We start from the raw sequence: 15,471 nt of genomic DNA, 5'->3' as shown, positions 1-15,471 counted from the left end.
CGCAGCTCCGGGAATACGTGCTGGCGGAATGGGCTTTTCGCTGGAGGAAGCGCCGGCTGTCGCAGAGCCGGCGACATGATCCGGAGTGAGGGAGTCCATGCCCAAGGCGTACGTATTCACCCGCAACGGCGGACCCGAAACGGAGGCCCTGGCCGACCTGGAGACACCGGTACCGGGCCCCGGGGAGCTGCTCGTCGCCGTCCGGGCGGCCGGCGTGAACCCGGTGGACTGGAAGCTCCGTTCGGGATACCGCAGGCCGGGGAGCGCGGAGCCCTCGTTTCCCGAGGTCTTCGGCAGTGAGGCTGCCGGAACCGTGGTGGCGGCCGGGCCGGGCGTCCAAGGGTTCGAACCGGGACAGCCCGTTTTCGGCAACCCGGTGACCGGCGGCTACGCCGAGTACACGCTGATGCCCGTCACCGTCACGGCGAACAAGCCGGACGCGTTGTCGTTCACCGACGCGGCGGCCCTGCCGGTCGCCGCGGCCACCGCGTACGACGGGATTCAGCAGCTCGACCCGGCCCCCGGTTCGACGCTGCTGGTCAATGGCGCCGGGGGAGGGGTGGGCGTGGCCGCCGTGCAGATCGCACGGCACCTCGGCGTACGGGTCATCGGCACCGCGAGCGCGGGCAAGAAGGAGTTCGTCGAGTCGTTCGGCGCGGTGCACGTCCCATCGGGCCCCGACGCGGCCGACCGGGTGCGGGCGGCTGCTCCCGACGGCGTCGACGCCGTGTTCGACCTGGTGGGTGGCGACTCCCTGAGGGAGGTGGCCGACCTGGTCGTGGACCGCACGAGGCTCATCAGCGCGGGCGGGAAGGACCTGGTCGTGGAGCTGGGCGGCGCGGCGGTGGTCCGTGCCCGCAACGCGGCCGTTCTCGACGAGGTGGCGCGTCTCGTGGTCGGCGGATCACTGCGGGCGTGCGTCACCCGGACCTTCCCCCTGGACAGGGCGGGCGAAGCGCTGCGCGCCGTCGAGGGCGGGCACACACGTGGCAAGATCGTGATCGAGGTGGCCGGATGACCGCCGCGCACTCGTCCGCCGCGGTGCACCCCCTGGACGATCCCGTCCGTACCGCGCTGACCGGCCCGCATGCCCGTTTCGCGCAGTCGGCCGGGCGTATTCTGAGCTATCAGGCAGACGTGGCACCGTGGTTCGCCACCCCGGAGGCGTCCGATGCCGCGGACTGGGAGGATGCCGCCGCGCTGGCGGGACCGGGCAGGCGTGTCACCCTCATGGCATTCCGTGAGCCGCCGCCCGACAGCTGGGAGATCGTCTTTCACGCGCCCGGCGTCCAACTCGTCGGCGACGGGGTGGCCGCGGCCCCCGACCCCGAGGCCGTACGCCTTGGACCCGACGATGTGCCCGAGATGCTGGACCTGGTCGAACGCACCCGCCCCGGCCCCTTCCTGCCGCGCACCGTCGAGCTGGGCACTTACCTCGGTATCCGGCACGAGGGAAGACTCGTCGCGATGGCCGGCGAGCGGCTGCGTCCGCCTGGCTGGAGCGAGATCAGCGCCGTCTGCACCGACGCGTCCGTCCGGGGGCAGGGTCTCGGCACCCGGCTGATACACGCCGTCGCGCATGAGATCAGGGAACGCGGCGAGACGCCGTTCCTGCACGCCGCGGACTCCAACACCGGCGCCCTGCGGCTGTACGCGTCCCTGGGGTTCAGGCTCCGCCGCAGGACAGAGTTCCTCTCGGCGCTGGTGCCGCAGCAGCTCCCCGCGGGCGGCAGCCCGGCGGACTCACGGCCCACGGCCGTGCGCTGAGCTCCTGGGAGCGGCCGGGGCCAAGGCCTCAAGGCCGCACGCCGTCGGCTGCGCCGCACGTGTGGCGGTGCAGCCGACGGACAGTACTTCTCCGGGCTGTGGCCCGCTTCTGTCCCGCTGTCAGACGGCACCGGGCGCGGCGGGCCGGGGCAGGGACGGCTGGTCCGGGGCCCGGTCGGAATGACCCGCCAGCTCCCCCTGAACGAACGGATCGACATCGGGGTCGTAGCGCCCGTCGTGATCGGCGAGCGATTCCACGATGCGCTCCCACTCCTCGATCTCGGCGCCCGCACGGGTACGGTCCTGCTCCTGGCCGGGGCGCCGGTCCTCGTCCGCCGTCCGCCGGGCGGCTTCGAGAGCCGCCTTCGCCTGGTGGTGCGTCAGCCCCTTCGCGCGCTGCTGCACGGAGTGCCAGCCCGCCCGCTGCTCGTCGTTGGGCGGCGGCGTGTCGTAGCCGGTGTCGCGTCGCGTCCCGCTGTCCTGCTCAGAACTCATCCGGTTGCCTCATGCCCCTCTTGCCCTGGTGGTCCGGTCGCCCCAGCGGTGGGGGGCCACGACGCCCCCCACTGCGTAGCGACCCCAGTATGCGGTGTCGGCTCAGCCTCGGTGCCGCGCCCGCGGGTGGTGGCTTCCGGTTCCGGGGCAGGGAGGTGATTACAAGCGTCCCTGGCGCATCCGCTCGCCGACGACCCCGCCGTCGGACTCCCACCACGGACGGACACGCTCCGGCTCGGCCGCGCTCTCCTGGTCGGACGCCGCGGGCACCGCGGAGGTGCCGGAAGGGACGGGCGCGGCAGTTGCCAGTTCCGCGTCCAGGCGACGGTCGAGTGCAGCTGTGCCGGCCCGTTCGGAACGGACCCACTGAACAAAGATCACCAAAAGGAAGGGCACGCCCACCAGTTCGGCCAGCGTGATCATGGCGCCGCCGCCGATCTGCTGGTCCGTGTGGACATCGGGGGCCCAGGCGGGGGCGTGCCGCGTGTACCAGGTGCCCGCGACGAGGGTGCCGCTGGTCATCACCACGATGCCCGGGACAGCGTCGATGAGCCCGTCGAAGAAGACCATCGCGGCCCGCACCGGATGGCTGCACCACTTGGGCAGCAGCGCCTCCTCGGTGAGGACCGGCAGCACGAAGAGAGAGCCCACCGCCAGGAGTTGTACGTACATGAGCTGGTGCAGCGCGCCATGGCGGAGCGCGGTCTCGAAGTACGGCGTGAAGTACACGCAGATCTCGGACACCAGGACCAGCAGAGAGCTGACCAGCGGAAAGGCCAGCACACGGGCGAACCTGCCGGTCACCGCACGGCGCAGGCGGGCCGACGCGGGCTGCGGCAGCGCCCGGCAGGCCAGCGACAGGGGATCGCCCAGCGCCAGGCCGAGCGGCGCGATCAGGTCCAGCAGGATGTTCTGTACCGCAGCGGGCCAGAACAGCACCTCGTCGTAGACGGCGAGTGCCGACATCGTGGCCACCACGATCGTGCCGAGGCCCAGCAGGGCGAAGACGGCCGTACGGCCGGCGGACCACTGCTCGCCCCGCCGCCGCAGCCGCACCACGCCCCATCCGTAGAGCCCGCCCAGAACGAGGACCAGCAGCAGAGCCGGACCGTCGAACTGCCACATGGCCGGGAACCGGGAAAAGGTCAGATCCGGCAGGTTCATTCCAGACATCCTTACCTCTCGCACCCGCCCGCGAAGACCGCCGTGGGGCCGTACCACGGTAGTCCCGTGACATCGGGCGGCTCCGTTCGGGGCGTCCCGCACGGTGTCCGCAGACCGGCGGCGGCAACCGGGCCCGCGCACCGCGGGCGATGATTCCCGCTCCCTGCCGGCGGGGCCGCCGCGACACCCCGGTGTGCCTGTCCGCGTAACGGCCGGGGGCGCCGTCACACTGGCCGCTGTCCTGTGTGGACAGGTGCGACGCCTCCGGGGCACGGAGGCGAACACGCTCAGGAAGGAACCTGGAATGACTGATGTGTCCGCACCCGTGGTGAAGCTCGTCCGGCGGACAGTGGAACCCGTCGCGGCACAGACGCTCCGGTCCACGGCGGCCGCGGTCATCGCGTACGTGGTCGCGGTACTGGCCCTCCCGCAGCGCGCGCCCCTCACCGCACCGCTGACAGCGCTGATCGTGGTCCAGGTCACGCTCTACGCGACGCTCACCACGGGGATCAGACGGGTGAACGCCGTTGTTGTCGGTGTGCTCATCGCCATCGGCTTCAGCACGCTCGTCGGACTGGCCTGGTGGAGTCTCGGCCTGACGATCTTCACCGCACTGATCGTGGGGCGGTTCGTGCGGGTGAACGAGTTCGTGCCCGAGGTCGCCATCAGTTCCATGCTGGTCCTGGGCGTCTCGCAGGTGACAGCGACCGCCTGGGACCGGGTACTGGAGACGCTCATCGGCGCGGGCGTGGGACTGCTGTTCAACCTCTTGTTCGCTCCGCCGGTGTGGGTCCAGTCCGCCGGGACCTCGATCGAGGCCATGGCGGAGTCGATGGGAGGCATGCTCCGCGCCATCGGCGCCGAGGCGGACGGCCACATCCCGGTCGAACAGGCCGCCGCGCGGCTCCATGCCGCGCGCAGGCTCGATCACGACATCGTCGAGGTGGACGCATCGCTGCGCCAGGCCGAGGAGAGCCTGCTGCTCAACCCGCGGGTACGCCAGGGACTGCTGTCGCGGGTCGTCCTGCGTACCGGCCTCGACACTCTGGAGATCTGTGCCGTGGTCCTGCGGGTGCTGACCCGGACGATGACGGACCTGGCGAAGGCGCGCACCGACGAGCCGCTCTTCCCGGACGATGTGGCTTCAGCGCTCAAGGAGCTGATGGGGTATCTCGCCGACGCCGTCGAGAGTTTCGCCGTACTGATCGCCACGCCCGTCGCGAAGGGAGCTCAGGACGCGGAGACCCGGCTGACCGCCGCGCTGGAGAGCGCGGGTGTCACCCGTGACCAGGTCGCGCACCTCCTTCTGGAGAACGTGCGGCAGCATCCGCGCCAGTGGCAGCTGCACGGCGCGCTGCTCGCCGAGATCGACCGCATCCTGGACGAACTCGACGTGGAGAAACGCGCCGAGCGGCTCACCGACGAACTGGACCTCCGAGCGGCCGAGCTGGGGGAACGCCACCCGCGGCTCGCAGCCGCCGCACGCCGGCTGCGGGGGACCGCGGTGGCCCGCAGAATGCGCGCCGAACTCTGAGCGGCCGGGCGTTCCCGCCCCGGACGGTGCGAGGATGAGCCGGACGGCAGGGCTACCCGGCCGTCCGGTACACGGGAGGTGCGATGCCAGCAGAACAGGCCCTGACCTGGGACCCGTCGGCCCCGGGCGTGATGCGGCTCCCCTCTGGCCGCCTCGTTCGGGGCCGGGGGCTGCGGCGGCCCCTCCCGGAAGGTCCCGCCCCCGCTCTCGCCCTGTACCTGCTGGGCCGCGAACCGTCCCCGGTGGCCTGGGAGTCCCGCTGGCTCCGGTGGCCCGACTTCTGGCTGCCTTCGGACCGCGCGGCGACAGCCGACGCGCTGCACGAGGCCTGGGAACGCGCGGGGGACGAGCGGGTCGAGGTCGCCTGCGGCGGTGGACGCGGACGCACCGGCACGGCTCTGGCCTGCCTCGCCGTGCTGGACGGAGTACCGGCGGGCGAGGCTGTCGGATACGTCAGGACGCACTACGCCCCGCATGCCGTCGAGACTCCCTGGCAGCGCCGGTTCGTCTCCCGCTTCGGCCAGGTGCGGAGGCCGGGCGGCTGACTGCGACGTGCCCCCTCCGGCCGGTCATCACGGCGCGGACGCGTCGGGCCCTCACTCCGGACTCAGCCAGCCCCGTGACCGCAGTTCGGTGACGAACTCCCCGTATGACGCGTCGAGCGCAGCCCGCTCCCGTTCCAGCGGATCCACGGTCCGCCCCGCGCCCACCATCGCTCCCACGGCCGCCGAGAGGTCGGGGTGCAGAGTCCCGGAGGCCGCCAGCAGGGCCGCGCCGATGGCTGTCTCGGCCCGTTCCGCCACGTTCAACGGCCTGTCGAGGACCGTCGCCCGGATGCGGTTCCACACCGCGCTGCGGCTGCCGCCGCCCGCCGCATACAGCGGGCCCCGCACCTCGACACCCAGCGCCTGCACACGCTCCACGGCCAGGCGTTCGAGGAAAGCCACCCCTTCCAGCGCAGCGCGGTACTCGTCCGTCTCGTCCCGTGGCAGCCCGGTGCGGAAACCGCGCGCCTGCGAGGAGACGAACGGGAACCGCTCGCCCTCGCGCCGCAGGGGGTAGGCCACACAAGTGGACGGGCCCTGGGCGTCCGCTGCCGCGTCCAGACCCGGAAGCCGGGCCGGATCGAACCGGGCGACGGCTTCGCCGCCCGTGTTCGACGCCCCGCCGGGCAGCCACCAGCCGTCCGGGTGCCGGTGGCTGTACAGGGCCCCCGCGGGGTCGGTGACGAGCTCGCGGGTCACGCCTTTGAGTACGTACGTCGTTCCCAGTACGCCGACGAACCGGCCGGGGTCCACGGCGCCGGTGGCGATCTGCCCCGTGCAGCCGTCCGTCATCCCGAGACGGACCTGGCACCCGGCGGGCAGCCCGGTCTCAGCAGCAGCTTGAGCCGAAACCGTACCGGTTTGGGTGCCCGGAGCCCGAACCGCGGGCAGGAGCTCCGACGGCACTCCGAACGCGTCGAAGACCTCGTCGGCCCACTCGCCGGCGCGCGCGTCGTAGCCGGTCTTGAGCGCGTGGCTCCAGTCGGTGGCCACGGGGTGCCCCGTGAGCTTGAGTCCGAGCAGGTCCGGAGTGTGGAGTACCAGCTGGCCGGGGAGTGCCCGTGCCGCGTACCCCACCAGCTTTCCCAGCGCGGCCGTCGGCCCGACGGTCAGCCCCAGCGCCCGCCAGCGCGGTGCGCCGAGCTCCTGCGCCCGCGCGTTGACGGCGGCGGCGCTCCGGTCGTCGTACATCAGGGCAGGCCCGGCCGGCTCCCCGCCGGGGCCGGCCAGCACCAGGGTCCCGGAGGTGGCGGACACGGCGACAGCCACCACCTCCCGGCCGCCGCCCGGCAGTGCGGTGGTCGCCTGCCGCAGGGCGGCCGCCGTCGCGGGCCACCAGGAACGGGCGTCCTGCTCGCTGCGGCCGCCCGCCCCGCGTTCCGGAAGAGAGATCGGGGCCCGGCCCTCGGCGAGTACACGCCCTGCGGCATCGGCGCACACCACCCGTACGGCGGCCGTGGCCACATCGATGCCCGCGACGACCGGGACGGGTGCGGGGCCGTGGCTGACAGCGGAACTCATGTGCGGACCGGTTCCTCTCGTGCGCCGAAGGGCGCTGTTCGCGGTCAGGTGGCGGGCGCGGCGAGCGGTTCGTCGTCGGAGGCGTCATGAAGCGACTTGCCCTGCTGGATGGCGTCCTCCGACGCCTTCGGCAGCTTCAGGAAGAGCGTCAGGACCGCGGCGACGACGTACAGACCGGCGAAGATCAGGACGACCCCGTCCCGTCCGAGCGGGCCGAGGAAGAGCGAGACGATCGCCGGGCCCACGAAGGCGGCTCCGCCCGCCCCCAGGTTGAGCAGAGCCATCGCGCCGCCCTTGTTGCCCGGCGCCAGCGACGGCATCAGTGCGGAGATGGGTACGAACCCCGCGAGAGTGGCCCCGTAGACCATGCCGACACCGACCGCGACCCAGTAGTTGCCGGTCAGCAGCTTCGGCACGAAGTACAGGGCGAGGACGCTCAGCGCGCAGCCCACGGCGCCGAACCAGCCGATGGTGGTGCGCCAGCCGATCCGGTCGCTGACCAGACCGAAGAGCAGATTGAAGAAGATGTTGGTGGCGAACATGATTGACAGCAGCCGCAGCCAGTCGCCGTCGGTGAAGCCCATCTCGTCGGTGAAGAACGCGGGCAGGATCACCCAGAGACCGAACTGCGGCGCGGTGTTGATGATGCGGACGACGCAGCCGATGGTGACTTTCGGGTGTGTCCAGGCGATGGACAGGCTGCGGGTCAGCGACTGGACCGGCCGGACTCCGGGCGGTGCCAGCCGCGAGAAGCCCGTGCGTTCGCGGACACCGAAGAGACAGAAGGCGCCGCCCACGGCGATCACACCGAGCGCGATCCACAGGGTGCCGAACTTCCCGAACAGCGGGTTGGTGATGGACGCCGTGAGCGAGCCGAGCGTAGGCAGTCCGCCGGTGAAGGCGAAGTAGAACCAGCCGACGGCCGCGCCCAGCCTGGCCACCGGGGCCGTCGCGGTCACCCACACCAGGAAGGAGAAGGCGAAGAGCGGATAGCCGAAGCCGCGCAGCCCGTAGAAGACCAGCATCAGCGGGTAGTTGCCCTGCGCGGCGCCGAGCGAGAGGAACAGCACGTCGAAGACGATCCAGACGGTCAGCCCGATCTGCATCACCCGCCGTGGTCCCCAGAGCTCGGACAGCGCGCCCGAAAGCCAGGAGGCGAGCATCACGGTCACGCCGTACGCCGTGATCACGTAGCTCGCACGGACTTCACTGCCCGCGCCGTTGCCTTTGATGAACGGAGCGATGAATCCGGACTCGACGCCGTCGCCGATCATGAAGATCAGGACACCGATGAAGCCGAAAAGGAGCGGCCGGGGGATACCGGCGCGGTCCCAGACCGTTCCCGTACGTGCGGCGGTGTCGCGCATAGCTCGTGCCTCCACAGTGAGGTGTCATCGGCTCACGGGCGTACAACCCCGACGAGAACGCATCATTACCTCTGTGAAATTAACACGCAATACTTTAAGAAGTCCTGTTGTCACCCGGTGGCGGCGACTCTGACATCGGTCCGTTCCCGCAGCGCGGCCAGCAGATCCGCGTCCACCCGGTCGTCCACCACCAGGTGGTCGAAGTCCTCCACCGGGCCGAGCCGGTGCAGCGCCGTCCTGGCCAGCTTCGTGCGGTCCATCAGCAGCACCTTGCGGGTCCCCGAAGCGACCATCGCCCTCTTGACCAGCACCACGTCCTGCTCCTGGTGGTAGGTCATCCGGGCGTCCATCGCCGATGTCGAGACCAGCACCATGTCCACCGAGAGGGTTTCGACGGCCTCCAGGCACGCCACGCCCAGGAAGGAGTCGTGCGGGTGCGAGTACTCCCCGCCCAGCGAGATCAGGCGTATCCCGTCCCGGCCCGCGAACAGGTCGGTCACCCGCCGGGCATTGGTCACCACGGTCAGGGGCGCCAGCTCCACCAGCAGTTCGGCCAGCGTGAGCGCGGTCGTGGAGTCGTCCAGCATCACCGACATACCCGGTTCGACCAGGGCTGCCGCGGTCTTCGCGATGGCCTGCTTCTCGGAGGTGTTCACTCCCAGCCGGTAGTCGAGACTGGACTCGAACACGGTCGAGGGCAGCGCGGACACCCCGCCCCTGAAGCGCCGAAGGACGCCACGCCTGGCCAGTTCGTCCAGGTCCCGGTGCACCGTCATCAGGCTGACACCGGTGAGCTCTGCGAGCTCGGCACCGCTCGCGGTTCCGTTGGCCATGACGTGCTCCGTGATGATCTGCCTGCGGGCCTGGGCGCCGGTCGTTGTCATGTCGCCAAGTTTCGCGTACCGCCGGCAGGGACCTGCCGGGCGGGGACGTTCAGCGACCGCAGGGCCGTACGGGCGCCGTCCACCTCGATCTCCGTCACGGCCGCGTTGTCCAGCCGGGGGAACACCAGCCGGTAGCGGCCCACCGGGATGCCCAGCATCGAACACAGGGCGATGCGCAGCAGCGTGTTGTGCGCCACCACCAGCACCGTGGCGCCGGGATGGCGGCCGGCCAGGCCGCGCAGCGCCTCCGTCGCGCGGGCCGCAGCGGCCGACGGTGCCTCGGAGCCGGGAAAGGCGCCGGCCTCCGCGTCCTCGTGGAAGTGCCGCACCGCCTCGGGATCCTCGGCCGCCATCTCGGTGATCGTGCGACCCTCGCCCCAGCCGAAGTCCACCTCGCGCAGCGCCTCGACGATCTCGGGCTCCGTCCCGAGCGCCTCGGCTGCGGGCAGGGCGGTGAGCGCGGCCCGGCTGACAGGTGAGCTGGCCACGGCATCGACGCCGCGGCACCGTGCCCAGTCCGCGAGTTCCCGCGCCTGGCACAGTCCCTTCGCGGTCAGCGGCACGTCGGAGACCCCCGCGTACCGGTTCTCCGCATGCCATTGCGTCTCGCCGTGCCGTACGAGCAGCAGCCGGGCCATCATCGGATCTCGCTCCCTCGCAGCGGGCCGCGGGCCCGGGGGCCGTGTCGGCCCATTGATTCTTCAAAATGATGATGTTAAATCTATCAATGCCCATGATAGTGATGCAGCGGCCGGTAAGGCGCGGCACCGCTGATGCACAGCGCCCCCGTGACCCGAAGAAGGGCCCAGCCCATGCGCATCCTTGCCGCCGGTGACCATTTCGTCCTCCCAGGCCTGTTCTGCACGGCCCTGCGGGAAGAACTCGGCGTCGCGGCAGCGCCGGGCGGATCGGTGGAGATCGGCGAACTCACCCTGCCCTGGCCGCACGAGCCCTTCGGGCCGGTCGCAGACGTGCGCGAGGCCAGTGGAACCCAGGAACAGATCATCGAGGCTCTGCGCGGAGCCACCGTCTGTGTCACCCAGATGGCCCCGTTCACGGACAGGGTCTTCGACGCATGTCCTGACCTGCGCATGGTGGCCGTCTCCAGGGGCGGCCCGGTCAACGTCGATCTCGGGGCCGCCACCCGGCACGGGGTGTGCGTCTCGTTCGCGCCGGGCCGCAACGCTCCGGCCGCCGCGGAGTTCGCCGTCGGCCTGATGCTGACCGCCATGCGCCGCATCACCACCGCCGACGCGGAGCTGAAGCGCGGGACATGGCGCGGTGACTTCTACGCGTACGACGAAGCGGGCATCGAACTCGACGGCGCCACCGTGGGCCTCGTCGGCTACGGGGCCATCGGCCGCATCGTCGCCCGTGTCCTGCGGGCCTTCGGCGCCCACGTCCTCGTCGCCGACCCGTACACCGATCCGGTCGCCGCCCGCACCGACAGTGTCGAACTCGTCGAGCTCGATCAACTCCTGCGACGCAGCAGTGTGGTGAGCCTGCACGCGCGTCTGACTCCTGAGACCCAGCACCTCATCGACGCTGAGAAGCTCGCGCTGCTCCCCGAAGGCGCGGTGCTGGTCAACTCCGCCCGAGGCGGTCTCCTCGACTACGCCCCGCTCCCCGCACTGCTGAGGAGCGGCAGCATCGGAGCCCTCGCCCTCGACGTCTACGATGTCGAACCGCCGCCCGCCGAATGGCAGTTGCACAGTGTGCCGAATGTGGTCACCGCCCCGCACCTGGCCGGAGCGACCCGGCAGACCGCGCACCGCGCGGCGGCGATCACAGCCGCGGAGGTGGGCCGCTTCGTGCGGGGGGAGAAGCTCGCTCATCCGGCCAACCCCGAGGTCCAGGAGGCCGCGCGGCCATGAGCGTGATCATCGGCGTGGACATCGGTACGTCCGTCACCAAAGCTGTCGCCTTCGACAGCGAGGCGCAGCCGCTCGCCGCTGCGACCCGCCGCAGCCACCTGGAACGACTGACCGGCAGCCGGGTGGAACAGGACCTCGACGACGTGGTCCGCACGGTCGCCGAGGTCGTACGGGAAACCGCTGCCGCGCTGCCCGCGCCTCCCACCGCCGTCGCCCTCACGGGTCAGGGTGACGGTTTGTGGCTGCGCGACGAGCGGGGCCGTTCCGTCCGCCCGGCCATCTCCTGGATGGACGGGCGCGCATCCGACCGCGTCGCGCGATGGCTGGCCGACGGCACTGTGCAGCAGGTGTACGCGTGGACGGGCTCCGGCATGTTCCCCGGCTGTCACGCCCCGCTCCTCGCCCACCTGCAGGAACACGAACCGCAGAGTCTCGGCCGGGCAGCGGTCGCCGGCTACTGCGTGGACGCCGTCGCCCAGCGGCTCACCGGCCGGATCAGCGTGGACGCGTCCGACGCGACACTGCCGTTCCTCGACCCGGTGGACCGCACGTACTCGCACGAGGCACTCGCCGCCTGCGGCATCGAGAGCCAGGCCCATCTGCTGGCCGCCCCGGCGGCCCCCGGCACCGTCCTGAGCCTCGACGCACAGGGGGCAGCGCTCCTGGACCTCCCCGTGGGGCTGCCCCTCACCGCGGGTCCCTACGATCTGCCGGCCTGCGCCATCGGCAGTGGGGTGCGCGAGGCGGGAGACGGCCTGCTCATCGTCGGCACCACTCTCGCCTGCCAGGTCCTCACCGACCGTGCGCGGGACGACAACTGCGCGGAACCGGCCGGGATGTCGCTGTGCACCCCCGACCCCGGCCGCTGGCTGCGCTCCATGCCCGCTATGGTCGGCACCGCGGCGCTCGAATGGATCCTCGCCCTCACCGGGACCGTCACCGCGGACCTCGGAGCGCTGCTCGCCGACAGCAGACCGGGCGCGCGCGGTGTCACGGCGCTTCCCTTCCTCTCCGACGCGGGGGAGCGCGCACCCTTCGTGGATCCCCTGGCGCGCGGCCAACTGGACGGACTCACCCTCGCGCACACCCGCTCCGACGTGGTCCGTGCCATGTGCGAGGCCATCGGATACGCCGCCCGCCACTGCCTGGAGACCGCCGGCCTGTCCGGCACGCTCGCCGCCTGCGGTGGCGGCACCCGGTCCGGACCGTGGACGCAGCTCTTCGCCGACATCCTGGGGCGCGACATCCGCGTCCCGGTGGAGAGCGAGGTGGGCGCGCTCGGCGCCGTACGGGTGGCACGCCGCTTCATCGGTGAACCGGCCGGAACGAAAGCGCAGTTGTTCCACACCGTGCATCCGCGGGAGGAGTGCCGCACGGTGTACGAGGACGGCTACGCCGCCTACCGGGCCGCCCTCGCGTCGGCACGCAGCCAGTGGGGTGAGGCGGCCGGACGGCAGCCGGCCCAGGTGAGCGTCGGATAGGGCGTTGGCCTCGCCGTACCTCCGACCGTGGCCGCCAGGCCCGCGACCAGTTCCCGTCCGGGGCTACTCAGCGGTCCTACCAGACAGTAGCCTCAACGGAGTTCTCCGCCCTCACTGTTGGAGGCTCCATGCGCGTTTCCCTGTTCAGACCCGCCAGGCTCGCGCTGACCGCGGCGCTCCTCGCCGCCGTCGCGCTGCTGGGCTTCTCCGCCCCGGCCTCCGCTTCGGGAGCCGCTGCACCGCGCTACTACCTGGCGCTCGGTGACTCACTGGCTGCCGGCTACCAGACGCTGCCCGGCGGCGGCGCTGTCACCGGCCGCGGTTACGCCCAGGACATTGCCCGTACGCTTTCGGCGCGCGCGGCCGACGCGGGGCGCCCCTTCGACTTCGTCGGACTCGGGTGCCCGGGTGAGACCACCGGATCCATGATCGACGGCCCCTGCCCCTACCCGCACCCGTACACCGGCTCCCAGTTGGCCGAAGCAGAGAACTTCCTCCGCCTCCATCACGACGACCAGGTGGTGGTGACCCTCGACATCGGCGCCAACGACATCGACGGCTGCATGACGGACGGGAACGTGGACGCCGCGTGTGCCGTTTCGGGCATCGGCAAGGTGGGCTCCGGGCTCAACACCATCCTCGGCCGCCTCAAGGCGGTGGCCGGGCCGCAGACCCGCATCGTCGGTATGAACCTCTACGATCCCTTCCTGGCTGCCTGGTTGACGGGTACTCAGGGAAAGGCGGCGGCAGCTCTCTCCGTACCCGTCGCCGATACCCTCAACGCGACGATCGGGCTCACTGACGCCGCTCACGGGGTGCCGACCGCCGACGTCGCATCGGCGTTCCGTACCAACTCCTTCCTCCCGCTGGTGCCACTGGACGGAAAGCAGGTCCCGCTGAACGTGGCTCGCATCCTGGGATGGACGAACATGGCACGCGGTGACATCCACGCCAATGACGCCGGGTACCAGGTCATCGCGGATACGTTCCTGAAGAAGATCTGATTCCCCGCAGCGGCCCCGCTGCTTCCTGGGCCCACAAGCGCCGTAGCGTGGCCGCCCACCTGGCGGCCACGCGGGCAGCGGGTAGGTTCCCCGTCTCCCGCGGCGTCCGGTCGCGGTGAACGGCGCTCAGGACATGCGGCAGCCGGGCCCTCGTTGTGCCGGGCCCGGCTACCGCAACTCCGCCTATCTGTCGATCTGTTGAACCGCCCCCTGGATCAGCCGCCCAGGATGTCCGCGAACGCCAGCTGGCCCTGCGTCACACCGCTGCAGGTCGGTGAAGCGGCCGTAGTGACGGAGCCGCAGGACTGGTCCCGGTTGACCGACCAGTACGACAACCGTCCGACACCGTTGGCTGTCGCCCAGCTCTTCACCGTCGAGGCGTCGGACGTCGAGAAGACCGAGCCGTCGTCGTTCACGCCGATCATGGGCGTGATACCGAGATTGGCGTTCGTGTAGCTCGGGTCGACGGACTGCATCTGGGCGAGCGTGCTCTTCGCCGCGCTGATGGCGGCCTGCCCCATGTCCTGTGAGCCCTGGTAGTAGTCCATTGTCATGATGTTGACGACGTCGATCTTGACGCCCGCGTCCTTGGCGGCCTTGATGATGTTGACGCCGTCCGCCGTGAGTCCGTCGGGCAGCACCGGCAGCGTGACCGAGAACGTCAGGCCGGGGTTCGCCGCCTTGAGCGTCTTCATCGCGGTCATGTTGCGTGCCGCCGCTGCGGTGTCCGCGATGGCCCCGCCCTCGATGTCGAAGTCGAGCGAGCTGGGTTTGTAGGAGTCGATGATCTTCTGGTACCCGGCGTTGATCGCGCTCTGATCCGTACAGCTCCATGCGAGCGGAAGTCCCGCGGCGCCGCCCGAGGACACAATGACCGACGCGCCCTCGGACTGGGCCTTGCTGATCAGAGGGTCGGTGTACGAGTCGTCGCCCACCGGCAGCGTGTCCCCCCAGATCTGGTTGCAGCCGGAGCCGATGACGAATCCGGCCGTGAACGTCTTGACCCCGTGCTGCGTGATCGCGGTGTCCAGCAGCCCTTCCTGGGAGTTGGACATATCCGTGTACGGCGCGAAGCTGCTGGAGGCCTGGAGGTTCGCCGGTGACGCCGCTGCGGGGCCGGCGGTCAGGGCGGCGCCGGTGACGGTCAGCCCGGCAGCCGCCAGGACGGCAAGGAGCCGCGAGGCGGAGATCGTTCGACGTGACGTGGTGGGGGGACGTCGACGCATGATCCGGTCCTTTCGATGACAGTGGGGGGACGTCATCAAGGTGCAGGGGGCCGGAGGAGCAAGGAGTCGGCCTGGGCGACATCTTGACGGCGTGCAGACATGAGATTGGACTAGACCAAGAAGGCTGTCAAGGCTGTACTCCGAAGTCACAGGGTGGTGTGCCGTTGTGGCCGGATTCCGAACGGCGGCTTACGTGAACTGAGTTCCTCCGCCGGGGCCTTGACGTGTGACGGGCCGGGTGGAGGACTGTGGACTCGGCCTGGAGAGCACGTTTCTCGATCCGGGTTGGCGCACATACCGCGTACGAGGTGTTCGCCGGTGGTACGCGAAGTCCGGCCATGCGGATCCCGGTCCGGCGGAGCGGGGGCCGACCGGGAGGGGCCCGCCGGGGGAGGTGTGAGCGCCCCGGCCCGGAGGGCGGAGGGCCGCCCGCATCGGTGGCCCGGGTGTGACCGGTGCCACTCATCCCGGCCCCCTGCGGTCGGTCTTGCGCGCGGGTGGAGCGTCGGCGCCTGCGATTCCGGGTTGGTGAACATCACACATCGACATACGTAGCATTTCGGACAATTCGCCCAATGTGTCCGAGATGCCGCGGCGGATACCCCTACC

Annotated in this window: 14 protein-coding genes; 7 read left to right on the top strand and 7 right to left on the bottom strand. The window is 70.9% G+C overall.

Going from position 1 to position 15,471, the window contains the following annotated elements; translation table 11 throughout:
* Window positions 1-97 precede the first annotated feature (97 nt).
* Both OG584_RS01030 and OG584_RS01025 read left to right on the top strand, forming a co-directional pair.
* On the top strand, window positions 98-1,018 hold the full coding sequence (locus OG584_RS01030) for an NADP-dependent oxidoreductase (protein ID WP_405773983.1): 921 nt from the start codon (window positions 98-100) through the stop codon (window positions 1,016-1,018).
* Window positions 1,015-1,767 (top strand): GNAT family N-acetyltransferase, encoded by a 753-nt coding sequence (locus OG584_RS01025; RefSeq protein WP_405773982.1) that lies wholly within the window; start codon window positions 1,015-1,017, stop codon window positions 1,765-1,767. Before OG584_RS01030 ends, OG584_RS01025 begins: the two co-directional genes overlap by 4 nt.
* Window positions 1,768-1,887: 120 nt before the next feature.
* Here OG584_RS01025 and OG584_RS01020 read toward each other — a convergent pair whose 3' ends face one another.
* Together OG584_RS01020 and OG584_RS01015 are read right to left on the bottom strand one after the other, a co-directional pair.
* Window positions 1,888-2,262, bottom strand: coding sequence for a hypothetical protein (locus OG584_RS01020; protein WP_405773980.1), 375 nt, complete (start codon window positions 2,260-2,262; stop codon window positions 1,888-1,890).
* 159 nt (window positions 2,263-2,421) lie between these two features.
* Window positions 2,422-3,426, bottom strand: a complete 1,005-nt coding sequence (locus tag OG584_RS01015) for a cytochrome c oxidase assembly protein (RefSeq protein ID WP_405773978.1) — start codon at window positions 3,424-3,426, stop codon at window positions 2,422-2,424.
* Window positions 3,427-3,730: 304 nt separating this feature from the next.
* Between OG584_RS01015 and OG584_RS01010 the strand changes: the two genes are divergently transcribed.
* Both OG584_RS01010 and OG584_RS01005 read left to right on the top strand, forming a co-directional pair.
* Entirely contained in the window at window positions 3,731-4,960 is a 1,230-nt protein-coding gene (locus OG584_RS01010; protein WP_405773976.1) for an FUSC family protein, read from the top strand.
* Between the two features lie 83 nt (window positions 4,961-5,043).
* Window positions 5,044-5,505, top strand: a complete 462-nt coding sequence (locus OG584_RS01005; RefSeq protein WP_405773974.1) for a protein-tyrosine phosphatase family protein — start codon at window positions 5,044-5,046, stop codon at window positions 5,503-5,505.
* 51 nt (window positions 5,506-5,556) lie between these two features.
* Here OG584_RS01005 and OG584_RS01000 read toward each other — a convergent pair whose 3' ends face one another.
* The 4 genes from OG584_RS01000 to OG584_RS00985 all read right to left on the bottom strand — a co-directional run bounded on the left by OG584_RS01000 (window position 5,557) and on the right by OG584_RS00985 (window position 9,918).
* Complete coding sequence (locus OG584_RS01000; protein WP_405773972.1) at window positions 5,557-7,026, bottom strand: FGGY-family carbohydrate kinase; 1,470 nt, start codon at window positions 7,024-7,026, stop codon at window positions 5,557-5,559.
* A 44-nt stretch (window positions 7,027-7,070) separates the two neighbouring features.
* Window positions 7,071-8,393 (bottom strand): MFS transporter, encoded by a 1,323-nt coding sequence (locus OG584_RS00995; RefSeq protein ID WP_405773970.1) that lies wholly within the window; start codon window positions 8,391-8,393, stop codon window positions 7,071-7,073.
* 110 nt (window positions 8,394-8,503) lie between these two features.
* Entirely contained in the window at window positions 8,504-9,277 is a 774-nt protein-coding gene (locus tag OG584_RS00990; protein WP_405773968.1) for a DeoR/GlpR family DNA-binding transcription regulator, read from the bottom strand.
* Entirely contained in the window at window positions 9,274-9,918 is a 645-nt protein-coding gene (locus OG584_RS00985; RefSeq protein ID WP_405773966.1) for a histidine phosphatase family protein, read from the bottom strand. Before OG584_RS00985 ends, OG584_RS00990 begins: the two co-directional genes overlap by 4 nt.
* A gap of 171 nt (window positions 9,919-10,089) precedes the next feature.
* Between OG584_RS00985 and OG584_RS00980 the strand changes: the two genes are divergently transcribed.
* The 3 genes from OG584_RS00980 to OG584_RS00970 all read left to right on the top strand — a co-directional run bounded on the left by OG584_RS00980 (window position 10,090) and on the right by OG584_RS00970 (window position 13,636).
* Window positions 10,090-11,151: a 2-hydroxyacid dehydrogenase gene (locus tag OG584_RS00980; protein ID WP_405773964.1), complete on the top strand. Its 1,062-nt coding sequence runs from the start codon at window positions 10,090-10,092 to the stop codon at window positions 11,149-11,151.
* Complete coding sequence (locus OG584_RS00975; RefSeq protein ID WP_405773962.1) at window positions 11,148-12,632, top strand: FGGY family carbohydrate kinase; 1,485 nt, start codon at window positions 11,148-11,150, stop codon at window positions 12,630-12,632. The genes OG584_RS00980 and OG584_RS00975 overlap by 4 nt, the downstream gene beginning before the upstream one ends.
* A gap of 128 nt (window positions 12,633-12,760) precedes the next feature.
* Window positions 12,761-13,636, top strand: coding sequence for an SGNH/GDSL hydrolase family protein (locus OG584_RS00970; RefSeq protein WP_405773960.1), 876 nt, complete (start codon window positions 12,761-12,763; stop codon window positions 13,634-13,636).
* Between the two features lie 215 nt (window positions 13,637-13,851).
* Here OG584_RS00970 and OG584_RS00965 read toward each other — a convergent pair whose 3' ends face one another.
* On the bottom strand, window positions 13,852-14,862 hold the full coding sequence (locus OG584_RS00965) for a chitinase (protein ID WP_405773958.1): 1,011 nt from the start codon (window positions 14,860-14,862) through the stop codon (window positions 13,852-13,854).
* Window positions 14,863-15,471 lie beyond the last annotated feature (609 nt).

This window comes from Streptomyces sp. NBC_00859 (genome assembly GCF_045161865.1).
Classification (GTDB): domain Bacteria; phylum Actinomycetota; class Actinomycetes; order Streptomycetales; family Streptomycetaceae; genus Streptomyces.
The sequence above is the reverse complement of the archived record's forward strand: the minus strand, read 5'-3'. Positions and strand labels throughout refer to the sequence as shown.